This window comes from Jeotgalibaca sp. MA1X17-3 (assembly GCF_021513155.1).
GTDB lineage: Bacteria > Bacillota > Bacilli > Lactobacillales > Aerococcaceae > Jeotgalibaca.
On record NZ_CP090983.1, the window covers coordinates 221223 to 238314 of the forward strand.

At 34.5% G+C, this 17092-nt stretch carries 18 protein-coding genes and 1 pseudogene; 14 read left to right on the forward strand and 5 right to left on the reverse strand.

The genetic code is table 11. The features are described 5' to 3' along the window. The first annotated feature begins 200 nt into the window (after positions 1-200). From rpmH to LZ578_RS01165, 10 genes and pseudogenes are all read left to right on the forward strand, one after another. The gene (rpmH, locus tag LZ578_RS01125) at positions 201-335 is read left to right on the forward strand and encodes a 50S ribosomal protein L34 (RefSeq protein WP_235145540.1); all 135 of its coding nucleotides are present in this window, start codon (positions 201-203) and stop codon (positions 333-335) included. Positions 336-449: 114 nt separating this feature from the next. Beyond that, positions 450-803: a ribonuclease P protein component gene (gene rnpA, locus LZ578_RS01130; protein WP_235145541.1), complete on the forward strand. Its 354-nt coding sequence runs from the start codon at positions 450-452 to the stop codon at positions 801-803. Positions 804-816: 13 nt separating this feature from the next. After that, positions 817-1620, forward strand: a pseudogene (gene yidC / locus LZ578_RS01135) (membrane protein insertase YidC); the annotation flags it as partial. Between the two features lie 90 nt (positions 1621-1710). Beyond that, on the forward strand, positions 1711-1845 hold the full coding sequence (locus LZ578_RS01140; protein ID WP_235146371.1) for a Jag N-terminal domain-containing protein: 135 nt from the start codon (positions 1711-1713) through the stop codon (positions 1843-1845). Beyond that, entirely contained in the window at positions 1836-2528 is a 693-nt protein-coding gene (gene jag, locus LZ578_RS01145; protein ID WP_235145542.1) for an RNA-binding cell elongation regulator Jag/EloR, read from the forward strand. The genes LZ578_RS01140 and jag overlap by 10 nt, the downstream gene beginning before the upstream one ends. Positions 2529-3193: 665 nt before the next feature. Next, positions 3194-3988 carry an ABC transporter substrate-binding protein gene (locus tag LZ578_RS12375; RefSeq protein WP_255763900.1) on the forward strand — a complete coding sequence of 265 codons (795 nt, stop codon included), beginning with the start codon at positions 3194-3196 and terminating at the stop codon, positions 3986-3988. Continuing rightward, entirely contained in the window at positions 3976-4485 is a 510-nt protein-coding gene (locus LZ578_RS12380; protein WP_255763965.1) for an extracellular solute-binding protein, read from the forward strand. The genes LZ578_RS12375 and LZ578_RS12380 overlap by 13 nt, the downstream gene beginning before the upstream one ends. 38 nt (positions 4486-4523) lie before the next feature. After that, a complete protein-coding gene (locus LZ578_RS01155) occupies positions 4524-5432 on the forward strand; it encodes a carbohydrate ABC transporter permease (RefSeq protein ID WP_235145543.1) in 909 nt (302 codons plus the stop codon). A 14-nt stretch (positions 5433-5446) separates the two neighbouring features. Beyond that, the gene (locus LZ578_RS01160) at positions 5447-6310 is read left to right on the forward strand and encodes a carbohydrate ABC transporter permease (protein ID WP_235145544.1); all 864 of its coding nucleotides are present in this window, start codon (positions 5447-5449) and stop codon (positions 6308-6310) included. Positions 6311-6350: 40 nt separating this feature from the next. Next, entirely contained in the window at positions 6351-7772 is a 1422-nt protein-coding gene (locus LZ578_RS01165) for a sulfatase (RefSeq protein WP_235145545.1), read from the forward strand. A 55-nt stretch (positions 7773-7827) separates the two neighbouring features. Here LZ578_RS01165 and gpmA read toward each other — a convergent pair whose 3' ends face one another. The 4 genes from gpmA to LZ578_RS01185 form a co-directional block, all read right to left on the reverse strand. Next, positions 7828-8514, reverse strand: a complete 687-nt coding sequence (gene gpmA / locus LZ578_RS01170) for a 2,3-diphosphoglycerate-dependent phosphoglycerate mutase (protein ID WP_235145546.1) — start codon at positions 8512-8514, stop codon at positions 7828-7830. 518 nt (positions 8515-9032) lie between these two features. Next, positions 9033-9440 carry an OsmC family protein gene (locus LZ578_RS01175; protein ID WP_235145547.1) on the reverse strand — a complete coding sequence of 136 codons (408 nt, stop codon included), beginning with the start codon at positions 9438-9440 and terminating at the stop codon, positions 9033-9035. Positions 9441-9633: 193 nt separating this feature from the next. After that, positions 9634-10170: a TraX family protein gene (locus LZ578_RS01180; protein ID WP_311198585.1), complete on the reverse strand. Its 537-nt coding sequence runs from the start codon at positions 10168-10170 to the stop codon at positions 9634-9636. After that, positions 10089-10535: a TraX family protein gene (locus LZ578_RS01185; RefSeq protein WP_235145549.1), complete on the reverse strand. Its 447-nt coding sequence runs from the start codon at positions 10533-10535 to the stop codon at positions 10089-10091. Before LZ578_RS01185 ends, LZ578_RS01180 begins: the two co-directional genes overlap by 82 nt. Positions 10536-10777: 242 nt before the next feature. On the opposite strand from LZ578_RS01185, the gene treP reads away from it, so the two are divergent. From treP to LZ578_RS01200, 3 genes are all read left to right on the forward strand, one after another. Further along, the gene (gene treP, locus LZ578_RS01190) at positions 10778-12223 is read left to right on the forward strand and encodes a PTS system trehalose-specific EIIBC component (RefSeq protein ID WP_235145550.1); all 1446 of its coding nucleotides are present in this window, start codon (positions 10778-10780) and stop codon (positions 12221-12223) included. Positions 12224-12311: 88 nt separating this feature from the next. Beyond that, positions 12312-13964 carry an alpha,alpha-phosphotrehalase gene (gene treC / locus LZ578_RS01195; RefSeq protein WP_235145551.1) on the forward strand — a complete coding sequence of 551 codons (1653 nt, stop codon included), beginning with the start codon at positions 12312-12314 and terminating at the stop codon, positions 13962-13964. Between the two features lie 315 nt (positions 13965-14279). Then, the gene (locus tag LZ578_RS01200; RefSeq protein ID WP_235146372.1) at positions 14280-15098 is read left to right on the forward strand and encodes a ZIP family metal transporter; all 819 of its coding nucleotides are present in this window, start codon (positions 14280-14282) and stop codon (positions 15096-15098) included. A 117-nt stretch (positions 15099-15215) separates the two neighbouring features. Here LZ578_RS01200 and LZ578_RS01205 read toward each other — a convergent pair whose 3' ends face one another. Beyond that, complete coding sequence (locus LZ578_RS01205; RefSeq protein ID WP_235145552.1) at positions 15216-15791, reverse strand: MerR family transcriptional regulator; 576 nt, start codon at positions 15789-15791, stop codon at positions 15216-15218. 184 nt (positions 15792-15975) lie between these two features. On the opposite strand from LZ578_RS01205, the gene LZ578_RS01210 reads away from it, so the two are divergent. Continuing rightward, the gene (locus LZ578_RS01210) at positions 15976-17082 is read left to right on the forward strand and encodes a GerMN domain-containing protein (protein WP_235145553.1); all 1107 of its coding nucleotides are present in this window, start codon (positions 15976-15978) and stop codon (positions 17080-17082) included. The last annotated feature ends 10 nt before the right edge of the window (positions 17083-17092 follow it).

Below are 17092 nucleotides of genomic sequence, written 5' to 3' on the forward strand. Positions count from 1 at the left end.
GAGAATATTAAAAAAAACTCTCATAAACATAAAAAAACATTCCCCTATAGAAGGAAGTGTGCTATTATTATTCAGTGAGTTTGTAATGGACCATTTTTTCTTGACAGATGGAGTAAGTATTCCTATAATATGAAAGACTGTCTAATAAGAATGTCAATAACAACGTCTAATAGAAGAATATACTAGGAGGTGTACGATCAATGAAAAGAACATTCCAACCTAAAAAACGTCATCGTCAATCTGTTCACGGATTCCGTCAACGTATGAGTACAAAAAACGGCCGTAGAGTTTTAGCAAGTAGACGCCGTAAAGGCAGAAAAGTATTGTCTGCATAAGATCACTGATCGTCAGTGGTCTTTTTTTTACAGAACAAGGGGAAAGAAGTATCTTTCTCTTTGGTTTCTTTGAAACGCTACTGTGTGTTATTTCCATTAAAGAGGGCTAAGAAAATGAAAAAATCCTTTCGAGTAAAAAAAGAAAAAGAATTTCAAAAAGTATTTCACAGCGGTTCCTCCAAAGCGAACCGTCAATTTGTGGTGTACGTTTTGGCTAAAGAGGATCAGAGTCATTTTCGTGTAGGTATCTCCGTGGGGAAAAAAGTAGGAAATGCAGTAATGCGAAATTCAGTTAAACGAAAGATTCGTCAAGCATTATTAGAATTAAAACCAACGATTCAATCTGAAATAGACTTTATTATCATTGCTCGTCCTCCGACCGTAAAATTATCTACAGAAGAAATAAAAAAAAGTCTTATACATGTGTTAAAATTGGCTCATGTATTATATGAACAAAAACAGATTTAAGGAGGAATTTCTCTTGTCTAAGCGTAAACGACTACTTTTTACACTAGGGTTGGTTACTGTTATGATGGTATTATCAGCATGTAGCAGTACACCAATTACTTCAGAAAGCACAGGTTTTTGGGACGGAATTGTAATTTATAATTTCTCTCGTGTTATTATTTGGTTTTCTAATTTGTTTTTTGGCAATTATGGGATGGGAATTATTGTTTTCACCATCATCATTCGTTTTATTCTAGCTCCACTAAATCATTTTCAAACACAAAGCACTAGAAAAATGTCAAAGATACAACCAGAAATAAAAGCATTACAAGAGAAATATTCTACTAAAGATACCCAAACACGGGAACTCTTACAGGCAGAAACTTCTAAATTATATGCAGAAAATAGTGTAAATCCTTATATGGGTTGTCTTCCAGCACTTGTACAGATGCCTGTTATGATTGCTTTGTATCAAGCTATTAGCCGAACAGAAGTGTTACGTTCTGGAAACTTTTTATGGATGAACTTAGGTGAACAGGATCCTTACTTTGTTCTACCAATTTTAGCTGCAATTTTAACGTATTTCACATCAAAATTGACCATGATGGCCCAACCAGATGGCGGCGGTCCTGGAAAATCAATGATGTATGCAATGCCAATCATGATTTTATTCATTGGGGTTAGTCTTCCGAGTGCGCTTTCTTTATACTGGGTAATTAGTAATGCCTTCTCAGTGGGGCAAACGATGCTTATGAATAATCCATATAAAATTATTCGTGAGCGTGAAGAAGAAGAGCAAAGACAAAGAGATTTAGCTAAAGCGCTAGAAAAAGCAAAAAATCCGAAAAGGAAAAAAGAAGATAATCATATTTTTGGAGCAGAAGGGATGGAACCTCTAATGGAAAAGGAAAAAATTACTGTGCGTGATATGACTGTTGAAAAGGCCGTGAGCAAAGGTTTGGTACAATTAGGTTTAGATTCTCAGGATGTTGATATTGAAATTATCTCAGAAGGAAAAAAGGCCTCTTTGGTTTTGGTTCAAGAGAAGCAATCGTGGAATTAACTCCTAAGCACGTACCTAAACTGGAAGAAGCAGGAAATATTTCTTTATTCGAAAATAAAGAACGAGCAGATTATATTTCCGATAACCAAGATGAGGAAAATTTAGGTTCTGATCAAAATAACTATGAATATTCGGAAACCATTGAATATGCTGATTTGGATGAGCCGAAACATTCAAATCTAGATCAGACAAAACCAATAATTGAAGATGATGAAACATCCTTATCTTCCCGTCAAGATGCCATTCGACATGTCATTACATACTTAGAAGATGTGGTAGAAGTGTATGGAGCGTCTGCTAAAGTATCTGTAGACGAAAAACATAATCTGATTACTTTTAATATTGATACAAATAAAGCGGGTCTGGTTATTGGGAAGCATGGTAAAATTATTAATTCCTTACAGACTTTAGCCCAGACGATTTTTCAGTATCACCAACAAAGACGTGTTGCGGTCGTCGTGAATGTAGGCGATTATCGTCAACGAAGAGAATCAATTCTACAAAATATTGCAGATCGAACGGCTGAACGTGTTTTACGAACCAAACAGCCTATCTTTCTTGAGCCGTTACCTGCTTTTGAAAGAAAGCAAATACATGCTCGTCTAAGTAAAGATACACGGATTTCTACCCATTCAGAAGGAAAAGAACCACATCGGTATCTAGTAGTAGAAGTGGCTAAATAAAATAAGAAGCAAGCGAGGAGATACTTTAAAAGTGCTTCCTCGCTTTTTCTGTTATTCTTTTAAATTATTATCTATCAAATTTGGATGCACGTTAAAGCGAAGAAAAAGATGGGTTTATATGTGAAAATAAAAGAATATTAACAAAAATGAAAGAATGCGTTTACAATTAAAGGTTTTTAGGCTATTATTAGACATAGGGTTAACACGTTAAGCGATTAGAAATCGTATATTCCTTTAAAAGCCTTTTGTGTTAATCATTTAATATACTTTTCAAAAAGTAAGACTTCATTACGATTTGCTATTTTGATGTTCTTTTGCTAAAAAAATTTAGATAGTTAAGAAGAGTTATTGTTTTATAACTCTTCTTAATCACAAAATTACAAAAAAGAAGAAAGGAACTCTATTAAATATCTACCCGTTTTTGATAACGTATTCAAAACGAATAAAAATAAAAAGTATTAGAAAGTATTAGCTAGTAATGAATGATTACGGACTATTTAGGTAAAAAAATATCTAAATTGAAAAGTATTAATATAAATTATCTGTTTCTCATAATCAGAAGGTAAAATGATATACATTAGATTAGGTGGAAAATGGAAGGATTTATATTTTTGTGAAATGCAAACGCCAACAAAAATAGAATTATAAAATAGGAGGAAAAAGAAATGAATAGAAAGATTAAAGCAATATTAGGAGTAGGTTTGGCTGGATTCGTATTGGCATCATGTGGAGGTAATGAATCAAGCGATGGCGATGTGAGTTCAGATGCATCAGATGTAGCAGTAGAGAGCGGAATTTATGATGGTGTAGAACTCGTATATTGGTCAGGTTGGGAATCATCAGAATCTCAAGGGTTGGTAATTTCAGAGGCTGTCAAAGAGTTTGAAAATGAAACCGGTGCTAAAGTTCAGCTAGAATTTAAAGGAAGAAAAGGAATCAAAGAAGGATTAATTCCAGCGTTGGATGCAAACCAAAAAATTGATATGTTTGATGGAGCCGCAAATAAAGCTAGTTTTGGTGACCGTGTCATTAGCCTGGAAGATCTAGTTAGTCAAAAAGACTACGAAAAAGATACAAATCCAGTTGTGATGGAATTGATGAGAAGTTATCATGATGGAGAGCTAAAAGAAATTCCTTATCAAGAAAAAGCAAATGGGTACTTGTACAATAAACAATTATTTAAAGATGCAGGTATCGATGAAGTACCAGAAACGACAGATGAATTACTTGAAGTTGCAAAAAAATTAAAAGATAGCGATGTTATTCCATTTACAACAGATGATGCTTATGCAATGCAAGCATTCGGAATGCACTTAGGTCGTTTATTAGGAAATGATGGAGCAACAGCTGTTGCAAGCGAGGGCAATTGGGATGCTCCAGAGGTTTTGGAAACTGCAGAGTATTTTGAAAAACTAGCAGCAGAAGGTTATTTCTCTGATAAAGTTGCATCCAATGTTTAGTAACAGGACAAAACACTGAATTTGCAACAGGAAAAGTAGCTATGTATGCATCAGGAACTTGGACTCCAAATGAAGTAAAACCAATTACTGGCGAAGATTTTGAATGGGGATTTTTCAACTATCCTGAAGTAGAAAATGGCGTAAATGGTTTAGAAACAATGGTTATTGGAAGTCAAAGTTTTGCTATTACTTCTATTGCAGAAAATCCAGAAGCAGCATTTGATTTGATTGAAAAACTAACACGTGGTGAATGGGATGAAAAAATAGCTAAAGAAACTCTTGGAATTCCAACAGATATTAATAATACTGAATGGCCAGAAGAACTAACAGATGTTCGATCATATTTTGAAAATGCTACTGGTATCTTCTCAAAATCTGCTGGAATAGAAGATAATCCAGAAATTGTTCCTGCTTTGAAAGAAAACTTGTTGAATTTATATGGTGGTAGACTAACAGCTCAAGAATTTGTAGATAACATGGAAAAAGCAGCTAAATAATTAATTAAAGTAAGTTCTTTTAGTTAGGAGAAAATAAAATGAAACGAAATAGAAATATGATTCTTGCTTTTACTGTACCTGCAACCGCTTTGTTCCTCATCATCTTTATCTATCCTATTATTAGGACAACTTTGATGAGTTTCTTCACAATTCAAGAAATTACTGATGTGTTCAGTAAATGGACATTCGTTGGCGTAAAGAATTATGTTGATTTAATGAAAAGCAGTTTGTTTGTACAATCCTGGATAAATTTATTCAAGATATTTGTACTAGGTGGGGTACTTACATTAGGAACATCACTTATATTAGCGGTGATTGTAGAAAGTGGTGTTAAGGGTAAGAGCTTTTTTAGAGCAGCAATTTATTTACCAAATGTTATCAGTTCTGTAGCAATGGCGACAATGTGGATCCAGTATGTATTCAATTCATCTTATGGCCTCCTCACTAACTTGTTTTCAGCTTTGGGCTTAGATTCTTTGGCAAGTATTCAATGGCTAGACAGTGAACATAAGTTCACTGCCTTACTGGTTTCCTATTGTTTTGGAATGATTGGACACTTCATGTTAATTTGGATTAGTGGGATTACACGTATTCCTACTGAATTATATGAAGCAGCGAGTATTGATGGCGCTAGTAAATTAAACCAGTTCATAAATATAACAGTACCTTTGTTAAAAGGGATTTTTAGAACAAACCTTATCATGTGGTCAATTAGTGTTTCGGGATTCTTTCTTTGGGCTAAACTTTTCTCACCATTAGTAGCTGACACACAAACAGTTGTACCAATGATCTATATGTATCAGCAACTATTTGGAACAGAAGATTTAGGTAAAGTTGCACGAGATGCTGGTAGTGGTGCTGCGGTGGGAGTCTTGTTGACTCTATTCGTTGTAACGGTATTTATTGTCGTTAATAAAACTCTCAAACATGATGATTTAGAGTTCTAAGGAGGGAAATCTAAGTGAAAAAAAATAAAAGTAAATTTGCAAAACAGTTAGAGCTTGTACCAGGCTATTTAGTGTTAATAGCCTGGGTCGGCTTTACAGCAGTGATTCTGTTCTGGGTAATCGCGGCTAGTTTATCTACTACAGGACAAATTTTTTCAGGTACTATTTTTCAATTTGAAACAGGGCTTCATTGGGAAAATTACGCTAAAGCATGGACTGCAGGAAATGTTTCTGTATTCTTTAAGAACTCGTTAATTTATGCAATTACATCTTGTATCTTATTAATTGTCATTTGTGCTCCGTATGCTTATGCATTACAGCGCTTTGACTTTAAAGGAAAAGATACAATCAAAAGATTGTTATCTGCTGCATCAGGTGTACCAGTAATTATGATTATTATCCCACTTTATATGTACGTAGCACGTATGGGACTTTTACAATATGAATGGTCGAACCGGATTGTTTTGATAACATTATTTGTGGCAACTAAAATTCCATATACTACCATATTCTTGATGGCTTACTATGAAAATATTTCTAGAACATATGAAGAAGCTGCTGCAATTGATGGTTGTCCGCCAGTCAAAACATTTTGGCAGATTATCTTTCCCCTTGTACAAGGGGGAATTGCTACTGTAACGATTTTTAATTTCATTGGTATTTGGAATGAATATTTCCTATCCTTATTATTCGTCAATTCAGATGCTTTACGTCCAGTAGCTCTAGGGTTGTTCTCTTTGATTAATGGAATGCAATATAGCGGTGACTGGGCTGGGTTGTTTGCATCCGTTATCATCGTATTCATGCCTACCTTCATCATTTATGTTTTCTTATCGAAGAAAATTATTGGTGGCCTTGTCGGTGGTGTGAAAGGTTAATTATTTATGAATGAGTACAAAGGAAAGGATTGAATGGCGAATGAAACAAAAAAACTTAATTTATATTTTTGCTGATCAATGGCGAAGTAGTTCAGTAGGTTTTGTAGGTGAAGAAGCAGTTGATACACCAAATATTGATCAATTTCGAGAGGAAGCAACAAATTGTGATCAAGTATTTAGTTCGTTCCCTCTATGCTCTCCTCATCGAGCTAGCTTAATGACAGGGAAATATCCTTTGTCTGCTGGATTTTTTACAAATGCTAAACCAGGATTAAAGGTTCGTCTCCAAGACCACGAGGTTGGTGTGGGAGATACCTTGAAAAAAGCTGGATATCAAACTGCTTATATTGGTAAGTGGCACCTAGATGAACCAGAAGTTAATCATGAGGAAGAGCCGGTTTCGGGTGCTAGAAATTGGGATGCATTTACCCCACCAGGACCTAGAAGACATGGATTTGATTATTGGTATTCTTATGGTACATATGATGAACATCTTCATCCGCATTACTGGCAAGACACTCCAGAAATGATTCAGGTGGATGAATGGTCTGTGGCACATGAAACAGAAAAAGCAATTGAGTATCTAGAAGAAAAACGTCAACCAGATCAGCCTTTTGCAATGTATTTATCTTGGAATCCACCGCATAGTCCTTATGAGAAAGTACCAGAAAAGTATTTGGATCTCTATAAAGACAAAGATATTTCCCTACGTAAGAACGTAAAGGTTGAAAATCTTCATCATCATACTGGCGAACAAGAACCCTATGATAAAGAAGAATTAACTTTAGCTACGAAAAGATATTATGCAGCGATTTCGGGAATTGATGATCATTTTAGTAAATTGATGGATTACCTGAAAGAAACAGGTCTTTATGAGGACACGGTTATCGTTCTATCTTCCGATCACGGTGATATGTTAGGTTCTCAAGGGCTAATGGGGAAACATGTTTGGTATGAAGAAGCGATTCATATCCCGTGTATTTTCAGAGTTCCTGGTAACAATAAAGAAACATGTCATACGATTATGGCGAGTCAAGATATGATGCCTACTGTACTCGGATTATTGGATATAGCGATACCTGAAACGGTAGAAGGTGAAGATTGTTCTAGTTATATTCTTACAGACCAAGAAGATTACGACCGTGTCAGCTTTATTGTTGCCTGTCCAGGAAAAGCAACGCTTGTTGAAAAATATAAAGAACATAACTTAGATTCCAAAGACTTTGGTTGGAGAGCCGTTCGAACACAAACGTATACGTATGTCATGTCACTTGGCTATGATATTGTCGCAGATAAACAGCGACATTTGTATAACATTGCGGAAGATCCTTATCAAATGAATCCATTAGATGTAGAAAAAGCTGAAAATCAGGAAATAATTAAAAATCTTGAAGGAAAACTTACTAATTGGATGAAGGAACAAAAAGATGGGTTTATAGAAAATTGGCTTGCTCAAGACTAAAATATAATAAAAAACGGTTGAAATGGTATGTTTTTATGCCATTTCAACCGTTTTTTTATAGATAATATTTTTTAATAACATTTAACTCTTTATCCAACTCGTAAACAAGAGGTTGTCCAGTAGGTATCTCTAAATCCACAATGTCTTTATCAGATATATTTTCCATATACTTTGCTAATGCTCGTAATGAATTACCGTGTGCAGCTACTAGTACTGTTTTTTTGTCTAAAATAGCAGGTGCAATTTGATCTTCCCACAAAGGAATAACTCGATGTAAGGTAGTTTGTAGATTCTCTCCCATCGGAACCACACGTTTTTGTAAGTGATCATATCGGCGATCATTTAAGGCTGAATCTGGGTCGTCAGGTTTCAAAAGAGGAGGAAGAGTATGATAAGAACGACGCCAAATATGAACTTGTTTTTCACCAAATTCTTTGGCCACTTCTTCTTTATTAAGACCTTGTAAGGCTCCATAGTGGCGCTCATTTAATCGCCAAGATTTGATTTCTGGTATCCATAATTGATCTGATTCTTCCAAAATAATATGACAAGTTCTAATAGCTCGTTTCAGTACAGAAGTAAAAGCCATATCCAATTCAATGCCTGCTTCTTTTATTTTTTGTCCTGCTTGATGAGCTTCATCTATTCCTTGTTGAGTTAACCCAACATCAACCCAACCGGTAAATTTATTTAGGGCATTCCATTCACTTTGTCCATGACGTACAAAAATAACTCGACTCATATTTGTCCCTACTTTCTTTTATAGTTCTTACGCTTATTATACACCTTAATTGAGGGAAAAATCACAGATTTCATTTCTATAAAAAAGGATGATCCTCATTGTTAATTTTTGCTATGCTAGAACAAGAGTAGATAAAGATAATATAAACACCTAATAGAACCATCCAGCGTAGCTTAAGAGCCTTTAAAAGAGTTTAAAAGATAGGTATTCTCGATCATCTTTACTTTATTTCATATTTGTATACTAAAAAAACAGATGAATAGGAGAAAGGACCGTTTCAAAAGATGGTTATTTATAGAACGCGATGCGTTCTAAAGTCATAACGACAAGAGGGGAATCGCTAGCAAGAAGGAGATAAAAGTCTTTACAGAGGCGTTCTGTTTTTTATAGGCGTTACAGAACGATAAAGAACGCCTCGTTTTACAAAGTTAGAAATTTATAATAGAAAAGGGCTACGAAAATACAAAAAAAGCTGAGGGTTTGCCTCAACTTTTTTGTATATTATTTTTATTTTGATTCTAGGATACAGTTACGATTGTTTCGATAGTATTTTTGTCACTATCCATTAGGTTTGCTACTGGACAACCAGTTGCAACAATCGTTTGTAGTTGGCGGAGTTCTGTTTCATCTACTGTTGCGCCAACAACATTTAATCGAACAGTCATACTTACTGTTATATTTTTGTTTGGTCCATTAAATTCATAGTCAATTTCTGTATTAACACGCTGATACTCAATTTCTTTAGAATCTAAAAAGCTTTTTGCAACCATCGTTTTACAAGCTGCAACAGCTGCAATCAGCATATCACTTGGATTTGCACCCGTTCCTTTTCCACCGTTTTCTTTCGATTGATCAATTAGGTATTCGTGACCATCTACATCCAACGTTACTTGATACGTATCCATCATTTCAGCAGTTAATTTCATTATATACCTTCTTTCTCTTTTTTATATAGTAACATGAAAAAATAAGACTACCAATTAATTAGCAGTATAGAATTTTATTTTAATATACATTATTAGCAAATAGGTATGCTTTATTATTATAATGGAGAAGAATACTAGATACTTACTAATCTTAGTTATTTTTGATTTCTTATCAGCACTTGATACATACCAATTAACTAAAACGAAATACAATATTGATGATTCCTAAAATTAATAAATGTGCCGGATAAAAGATATAAAATAAATATTTTAAATTTGTCCCTTTTTTACCGTTATATAAAATAATCAAGATAGATGCAACTACTACACCCCAAGCACTGTACCAATTATTGTACTGAATTCCATAGAAGTACATTCCCCATGCGGCGATAACGCTCGCTTGTGCAAAACGATTTTCACGAGTGAGATACAATCCAAAAACTAAAACAATTCCAAGAAACCCATAATCTGAATAATTTCCGATTGTTCTCACAGCTACAAAAAGGGTAAACAAGAGAAGGATATATTCATACCATTTTGAATGTCTCTCAATGAATACTTTCTCATAACAGTATATGGCAAACATTCCAATAGCAAGTGTGTATAGAACGTTTAACTCATAATACGAATACCAGACATAATTCCATTTCAGTGGGAGCGCAAAAAGAAGGGGGCAATCGCGATCCAAATCATAGAGTAAGAAAACTTCTTCTTTAAAGCGAAATACCAATAGGTGAAAACAAAAAGAGCGCTAATTGCTAAATATAAATAGAAAGTAGATGAATCTGGGAAATAATTAGGTCCTTCATTGGTCACTTTTTCTAAGTTTACAGAATGAGAGGAAAGAGTATAGGGAACGTGAGAAATGATTGCAAAGAGGATAAGGTTAGAAAAGTATCGAGGTTTATTTCTAGTATAGTGCCAACCATTAACAATTAAAAATGCAAATACAGGGAATACAAAGCGTCCAATGATCCGCAGTAGTTCAGTTGTATTCGGAGAAAGAAGCTCCCAACCTTGCCAGCCAAAGACACTCCCGATGTGATCAATCAGCATCCCTAAAGATGCAATCAGTTTTAATAATGATACAGACATAATTAACCTCCTCTAAGATTATTAAAAGATAGTTTTATTATACTATATATAGAATCAAAATACTTTTTAAAACTATTTTCTTAAGGTTGTCTGCTTAAGAATCAATGAGAAGTGATAAAAAAAGGAAACTTGTCTATACAAGTTTTAAAAAAAGACGAGAAACCGGTTGCATTCCAAAAATGAAAGCGGTAGAATATGGATAACAAGTCGCTTGTCTATACAAGTAAAAGGAGGAAAAAGCTATGCCGGATTTTAAGAAAGATGCAGCAGATCTACTGAAATTTATTGGTGGACCTGAAAATATCTCAGCAGTCAGTCACTGTGCCACTCGTATGCGCTTTGTTTTAAATGATAACGATGCAGCAGATATTAAAAAAATTGAGGATATCCCAGCAGTCAAAGGAACGTTTACACAGGCAGGACAGTTTCAAGTAATTATTGGAAATGAAGTACCTCAATTCTATAATGAATTCACTAAAATTTCTGGTAAAGAAGGCGTATCGAAAGAAGATACGAAAACAGCAGCTAAACAAAACCAAAACTGGATTCAACGTGCAATGTCTGTTCTAGCAGAGATTTTTACACCACTTATTCCTGCAATTGTAGTTGGAGGACTTATCTTAGGATTTAGAAACGTTTTAGGAGATATTGAATTTGCAAATGGAACGATAGTTTCTAACTCTCAATTCTGGACTGGGGTAAATGACTTCCTATGGTTGATAGGAGAGGCCATTTTCCACTTCTTACCAGTAGGAATTACATGGAGTGTTACTAAGAAAATGGGGACTACTCAAATTCTAGGTATTGTTTTAGGACTAACTCTCGTTTCTCCTCAGTTATTAAATGCGTATGGAGTAGCGGGCGCAACCGAAATTCCTTTCTGGGATTTTGGATTCTTTACAATTGATAAAGTAGGGTATCAAGCTCAAGTTCTACCTGCTATGTTAACAGGATTTACTTTAGCTTACTTAGAAATTTGGTTGCGTAAATGGATTCCACAGGCAATTTCTATGATCTTCGTACCACTATTTGCACTCATACCAACCGTAATTATTGCTCATACTATTTTGGGACCAATCGGCTGGACAATTGGTCAAGCAATTTCCAATGTGGTTTACACTGGAATTACGAGTAGCTTTAGTTGGGTGTTTGGATTATTATTTGGAGCTTTCTATTCTCCACTAGTCATTACAGGACTCCATCATATGTCCAATGCAATTGATCTTCAGTTGATTGCCGATTTTGATGGTACAAAATTATGGCCAATGATTGCTCTTTCTAATATTGCCCAAGGTTCTGCAGTACTAGCAATCATTTTCTTACACAGAGGAAACAAAAAAGAAGAACAAGTATCTATTCCATCCATGATTTCTTGTTACTTAGGAGTAACAGAACCAGCTATGTTTGGGATTAACATAAAGTATATTTATCCTTTCGTAGCCGCTATGATTGGTTCTGGTATTGCTGGAATGGTGTCTGTTGCAACTGGAGTAGAAGCAGCTTCCATCGGAGTAGGTGGAATTCCTGGATTCTTGTCCATCAAAATTGAACACTGGCCAATGTTCTTCGTTAGCATGGCTATTGCGATTGTAGTGCCATTCATCCTAACGGCATTCTTTGAGAAGAAACAACTCTTTGTAGCAAATAAAGATACTGACCATACACCAATCATTGAAACAACTAAATAAAATAGTATCTGTACACACAATAAATATAGCAGGAGCGAAAAGGATAAGTGAATCTTTTGCTCCTGTTTCATTTTAGAAGGAGGACGACATGGAACATTTTAAAAATAAAGTCATTTACCAATTATATCCAAAGTCATTTAAAGATTCAGACGGAGATGGAATAGGCGATTTAAAAGGAATTATTGAAAAACTTCCGTATTTACACCAATTAGGAATTGAAATGATTTGGATGAATCCAATTTTTGTTTCACCACAAAAAGATAATGGGTACGACATCACAGATTATTGTTCCATTGATCCTTTATTTGGAACAATGGAAGAATTGGAAGAACTGATTCAAAAAGCAAAACAATTAAATATAGAGCTGATGTTTGATATGGTACTAAACCATACTTCTATTACTCATGAGTGGTTCCAAAAAGCTTTAAAAGGTGATAAAAAATACCAAGACTATTACATTCTCCGACCAGCTAAAGAAGATGGTAGCTTACCGACTAATTGGCAATCTAAATTTGGTGGAGATGCATGGGAACCCTTTGGTGATACAGAAAACTATTATTTACATTTATATGACGTAAGTCAAGCAGATCTAAATTGGCGAAATCCTGATGTTCGTCAAGAACTTTATAAAGTTGTTAATTTTTGGCTTGAAAAAGGAATCACCGGATTTCGCTTTGATGTATTGAATGTTATTGGAAAAGAAGAAGTATTAGTAGATAGTTTAGGTGAAAATGAAAAAAGTTTATATACCGATACACCAATTGTTCATGAATATGTGAAAGAATTAAATCAAGAAAGTTTTGGAAAAAAAGAAGGTATGATAACCGTAGGGGAAATGTCTTCTACAACTGTTGAGAATGGAATCTTATATTCTAATCCAGACCGTAAAGAACTTTCTATGATTTTTAGTTTCCATCATCTCAAAGTAGATTATGATGAAGGGGAAAAATGGTCAGATATCCCATTCGATTTTCTAGAATTAAAACAAATATTGAATGAATGGCAAACGGGAATGTCAGATGGCAATGGTTGGAACGCTCTCTTTTGGAATAACCATGATCAACCGCGTGCGAATAGCCGATTTGGTGATCCAATCAAATACCCTTATGAAACAGCTACGATGCTTGCACAAAGTATTCATTTACTACGAGGAACACCTTATATCTATCAAGGTGAAGAGATTGGAATGACTAACCCTGATTACTCAGAGATTGATGAATACGTAGATATAGAAACTCATAATGCTTATAAATCAATGCGATTGAACGGCGTTCCACATGAAAAAGCAATGAAAATTATTAAAGAAAAATCGCGAGATAACAGTAGAACGCCGATGCAATGGGATGGAAGTTCTCATGCAGGATTTACTACAGGAACCCCGTGGTTAAATGTGGCTGGTAATTATCAAGAGATTAATGTGGAGAAAGAATTAAGCGATGGAAAAGTCTTTCCGTACTATCAAAAATTAATTAAGCTTCGTAAGAAAATGCCAGTGATCTCTGATGGAGATTATCAAGGTATTCTATTAGATGATCCAGAAGTATTCGCATATATCCGAGAAAAAGATAATCAGAAGTTGCTTGTTCTGAATCACTTTTATGGAACAGAATATTCTTTCCAGCTACCTAAAGAAATAAATGATATAGATGCTGAACATTTAATTGGTAATTATCCAGATATAAAATTGGAAAAAGAAATGAAACTTCGTCCATATGAAACAGTAGCCTTCTTATTAAAATAAAAATAACCCTTCTTCCTAAATAAGATAGGAAGAAGGGTTATTTTGATTATTGGGAAACTATTTTAGTGGAAAAGCTGCTGTATCGTAAAATTAATTATAAAGGATACCCATCCTATTTTGATGGGAATTTTTGTAGTTGTTTTCATCACAGTCTTCAAACTAAATACTTTTCCTATCACATTTCTAATAGGGTATTGATTTTTTTATAAAAACTCTTTATTGTAATTTATGTAGATATAAATTTCTTATTCATCTTAACAAAGATATAAAATATTTCTTGTTTTAAATTAATTGAAAAAAGGAGAGGATATTATTATAAGTGTGTTTGCTTCCTATCATCCAGTCTTACAAGCTCTAATAGCGGGTCTATTTACATGGGGGTGTACAATTCTAGGGTCTTCATTCGTTTTTCTTTTTAAAGAAGTGAACCGTAAATTTTTGGATATTATGAATGGATTTGCAGCTGGGGTTATGATTGCAGCTTCTTTTTGGTCATTACTAGCCCCATCTATTACTTATGCAGAACGGAATGGCTATGGCGTATGGTCGTGGGTTCCTGCAGCAGTTGGTTTCATAGCTGGTGGACTGTTCTTAAGGTTAATCGATGTTATCATTCCTCATTTACATTTAAATGAACCGATTGAAAACCGTGAAGGACCTAATACGAAGGCTTCAAAAAATTTACTTCTATTTCTTGCTATTACCATTCATAATATACCTGAAGGCTTGTCTGTAGGTGTAGCCTTTGGAGCAACAATAGCTGGTGTAGCAAACGGTGATGCATTTTTGAGTGCAGTTGGACTGGCTTTAGGAATCGGAATTCAGAATATTCCAGAAGGATCCGCCTTGTCTATGCCAATTAGAGCTGCTGGAAGTAGCCGATGGAGAGCTTTTAACATTGGTCAGCTTTCTGCTATTGTAGAACCTATAGCAGCAGTAATCGGAGCCGTAACCGTTATTTCCATAGTAGCTATTTTGCCTTATGCACTAGCATTTGCTGCAGGAGCAATGATATTTGTAGTTGTAGAAGAACTCGTTCCTGAATCTCAGACAAATGGGAATAATGATAGTGCCACTCTTGCTTTAATGGTTGGCTTTGTAATCATGATGATTTTAGATGTATCATTAGGATAATTTATTTATATTTTAAGCTAAAAAAAAGCTACTGTGTATTTTGACAAAATACACAGTAGCTTTTTTTAAAATAAGAATTAATTAAAAAAATTAGAATGAAAGATGTCAACTACTAAATTATTTACCAAACATACGTGCAAAAAATCCTTTTTTAACTGGTTCATTTTCTTTTTGAATTCGTTCTAACTCTTCTTTATATTTCTTTTCTCGATCACTTTCTTTCTTCGCAAGTTCTTCCATTTGCGCTTTTTGATTTTCCATTAATTCTTTCATACCTTCTTTTAACTCTTTATTATCTTCTAGGACTTGATCAATTAAGCTCTTATATTCACCAAGCATGTTACTTTGAAGTAAAGCTAATTGTTGAAATACTTCAGAGTCCTCGTTCTGTTTGCTGTCGATTTCTAGAACGTTGGGCGTTTCAATCGTTGCGTTGCTTTCATCTACTAGTTTTTGTACGGCACTTTCTACCGTTTCAGAAGGCATTTCTTTTAGCTCGATAAATCGTTTTAAAAGAACCTTATCTTCTGCTGTATAAATACGTGCATTTTGATTATCTCGTTTAAAAAAGTCCTTTTCCGATAACTTATCAAATAAGTTTACATACTTTCGCAACGTTTCGGGCGCTACTTCTAATTCTTTAGCCATTTCCTTTGGCGTAATGAATTCAATTACATCAGTTAGTTCTTTCAATATTAATACCCACTTTCTAAAAATGTTCTTAGCGTTATTATGCCGTTATAACGTAAAAAATGCAAATGAATTTTTTAAAAGGATTAAAATAGTGAAGAAAGGTTTAATGTTGTTCATGATATATTCCTAGAAATTCGTATGTTATAATATTAATAAGAAGGAAAAGTGTAGGAGGTAGAAAGAGATGAAAAAATATAAGATAGTATCAGGTTTAGCTTTAGTAACTCTTTTGGCAACAGGCTGTGTAAATACGGATCCAAACTCAGATTCATCGAGTTCAACGGGCTCATTAGAGAGTTCTGAAGAAAGCTCTTTGGTTAGCTCAGAATCATCTATCGAAAGTAGCTCTATAGATGAAAATGAAATGACTATTGAAAATTATTTTCCATTTGATGAGAGTGTTCAATATTCTTATTTAGGAGAAGGAAATGAATTCGCTCCTTTTGATCGGTACCCACAGTATATTGAAGGAAATCGAATTCAATATACAGAAAAAAATCCTGGAACTACCCATACTTTCGTATTAGAATACAAAGATGGAAAACTCACTGAATTATTTTCTCGTCCAGAAACGTATTTTCGAGAAAATATGCTAGAGAAAACCAGTGATGGTGCAGGAGAAATCCTTTTGAAAGAACCTTTAGAAGTAGGAAATAATTGGGAAAACCCTTCTGGGGTAACTTCTGAAATTACTTCGGTTGATTTTTCTGTAGAAACTCCTCTAGGGGTCTTTTCAGCAATTGAGGTTACGAAAACACAAGAGGATTCCGTTACTAAAAGCTACTATACAAAAAATATGGGCTTAATCAAACAAGAATTCACTGCAAATGATGATAGCTATGTCGTTTCTTCTACATTGGAAACAAGAAGTGAAGAAGCACCAGAAGTGGTCGTCATAACAGCCTATTACCCAGATGCTAATGCAATGGGACTTGAGACTTCTGATGTAAATGTATCGTTCTATACGAATGATGTCACACGGAAAACGATGGCAGACTTATTGAAACAAGTTCCAGGTGTTGAGTATGGAAAACTAATTAGTGATAACACAGAAATTAACAGTCTGTATTTAAATGAAGACGGACGTGTTTATGTGGACTTTTCAAAAGAATTAGTAGAAGATATGAATGCTGGTTCATCGGGAGAATCCCTTATTCTTCAAGGGATTGTTAATACAATTGGAAACTACTACAGTGTCGAAGAGGTTGTTTTAACAGTGGAGAACCAACCTTATGAATCGGGTCACTATTCGATGATGGAAGATGAATCATTCCGAGTAGAAATGGAATAGATAAAAAATA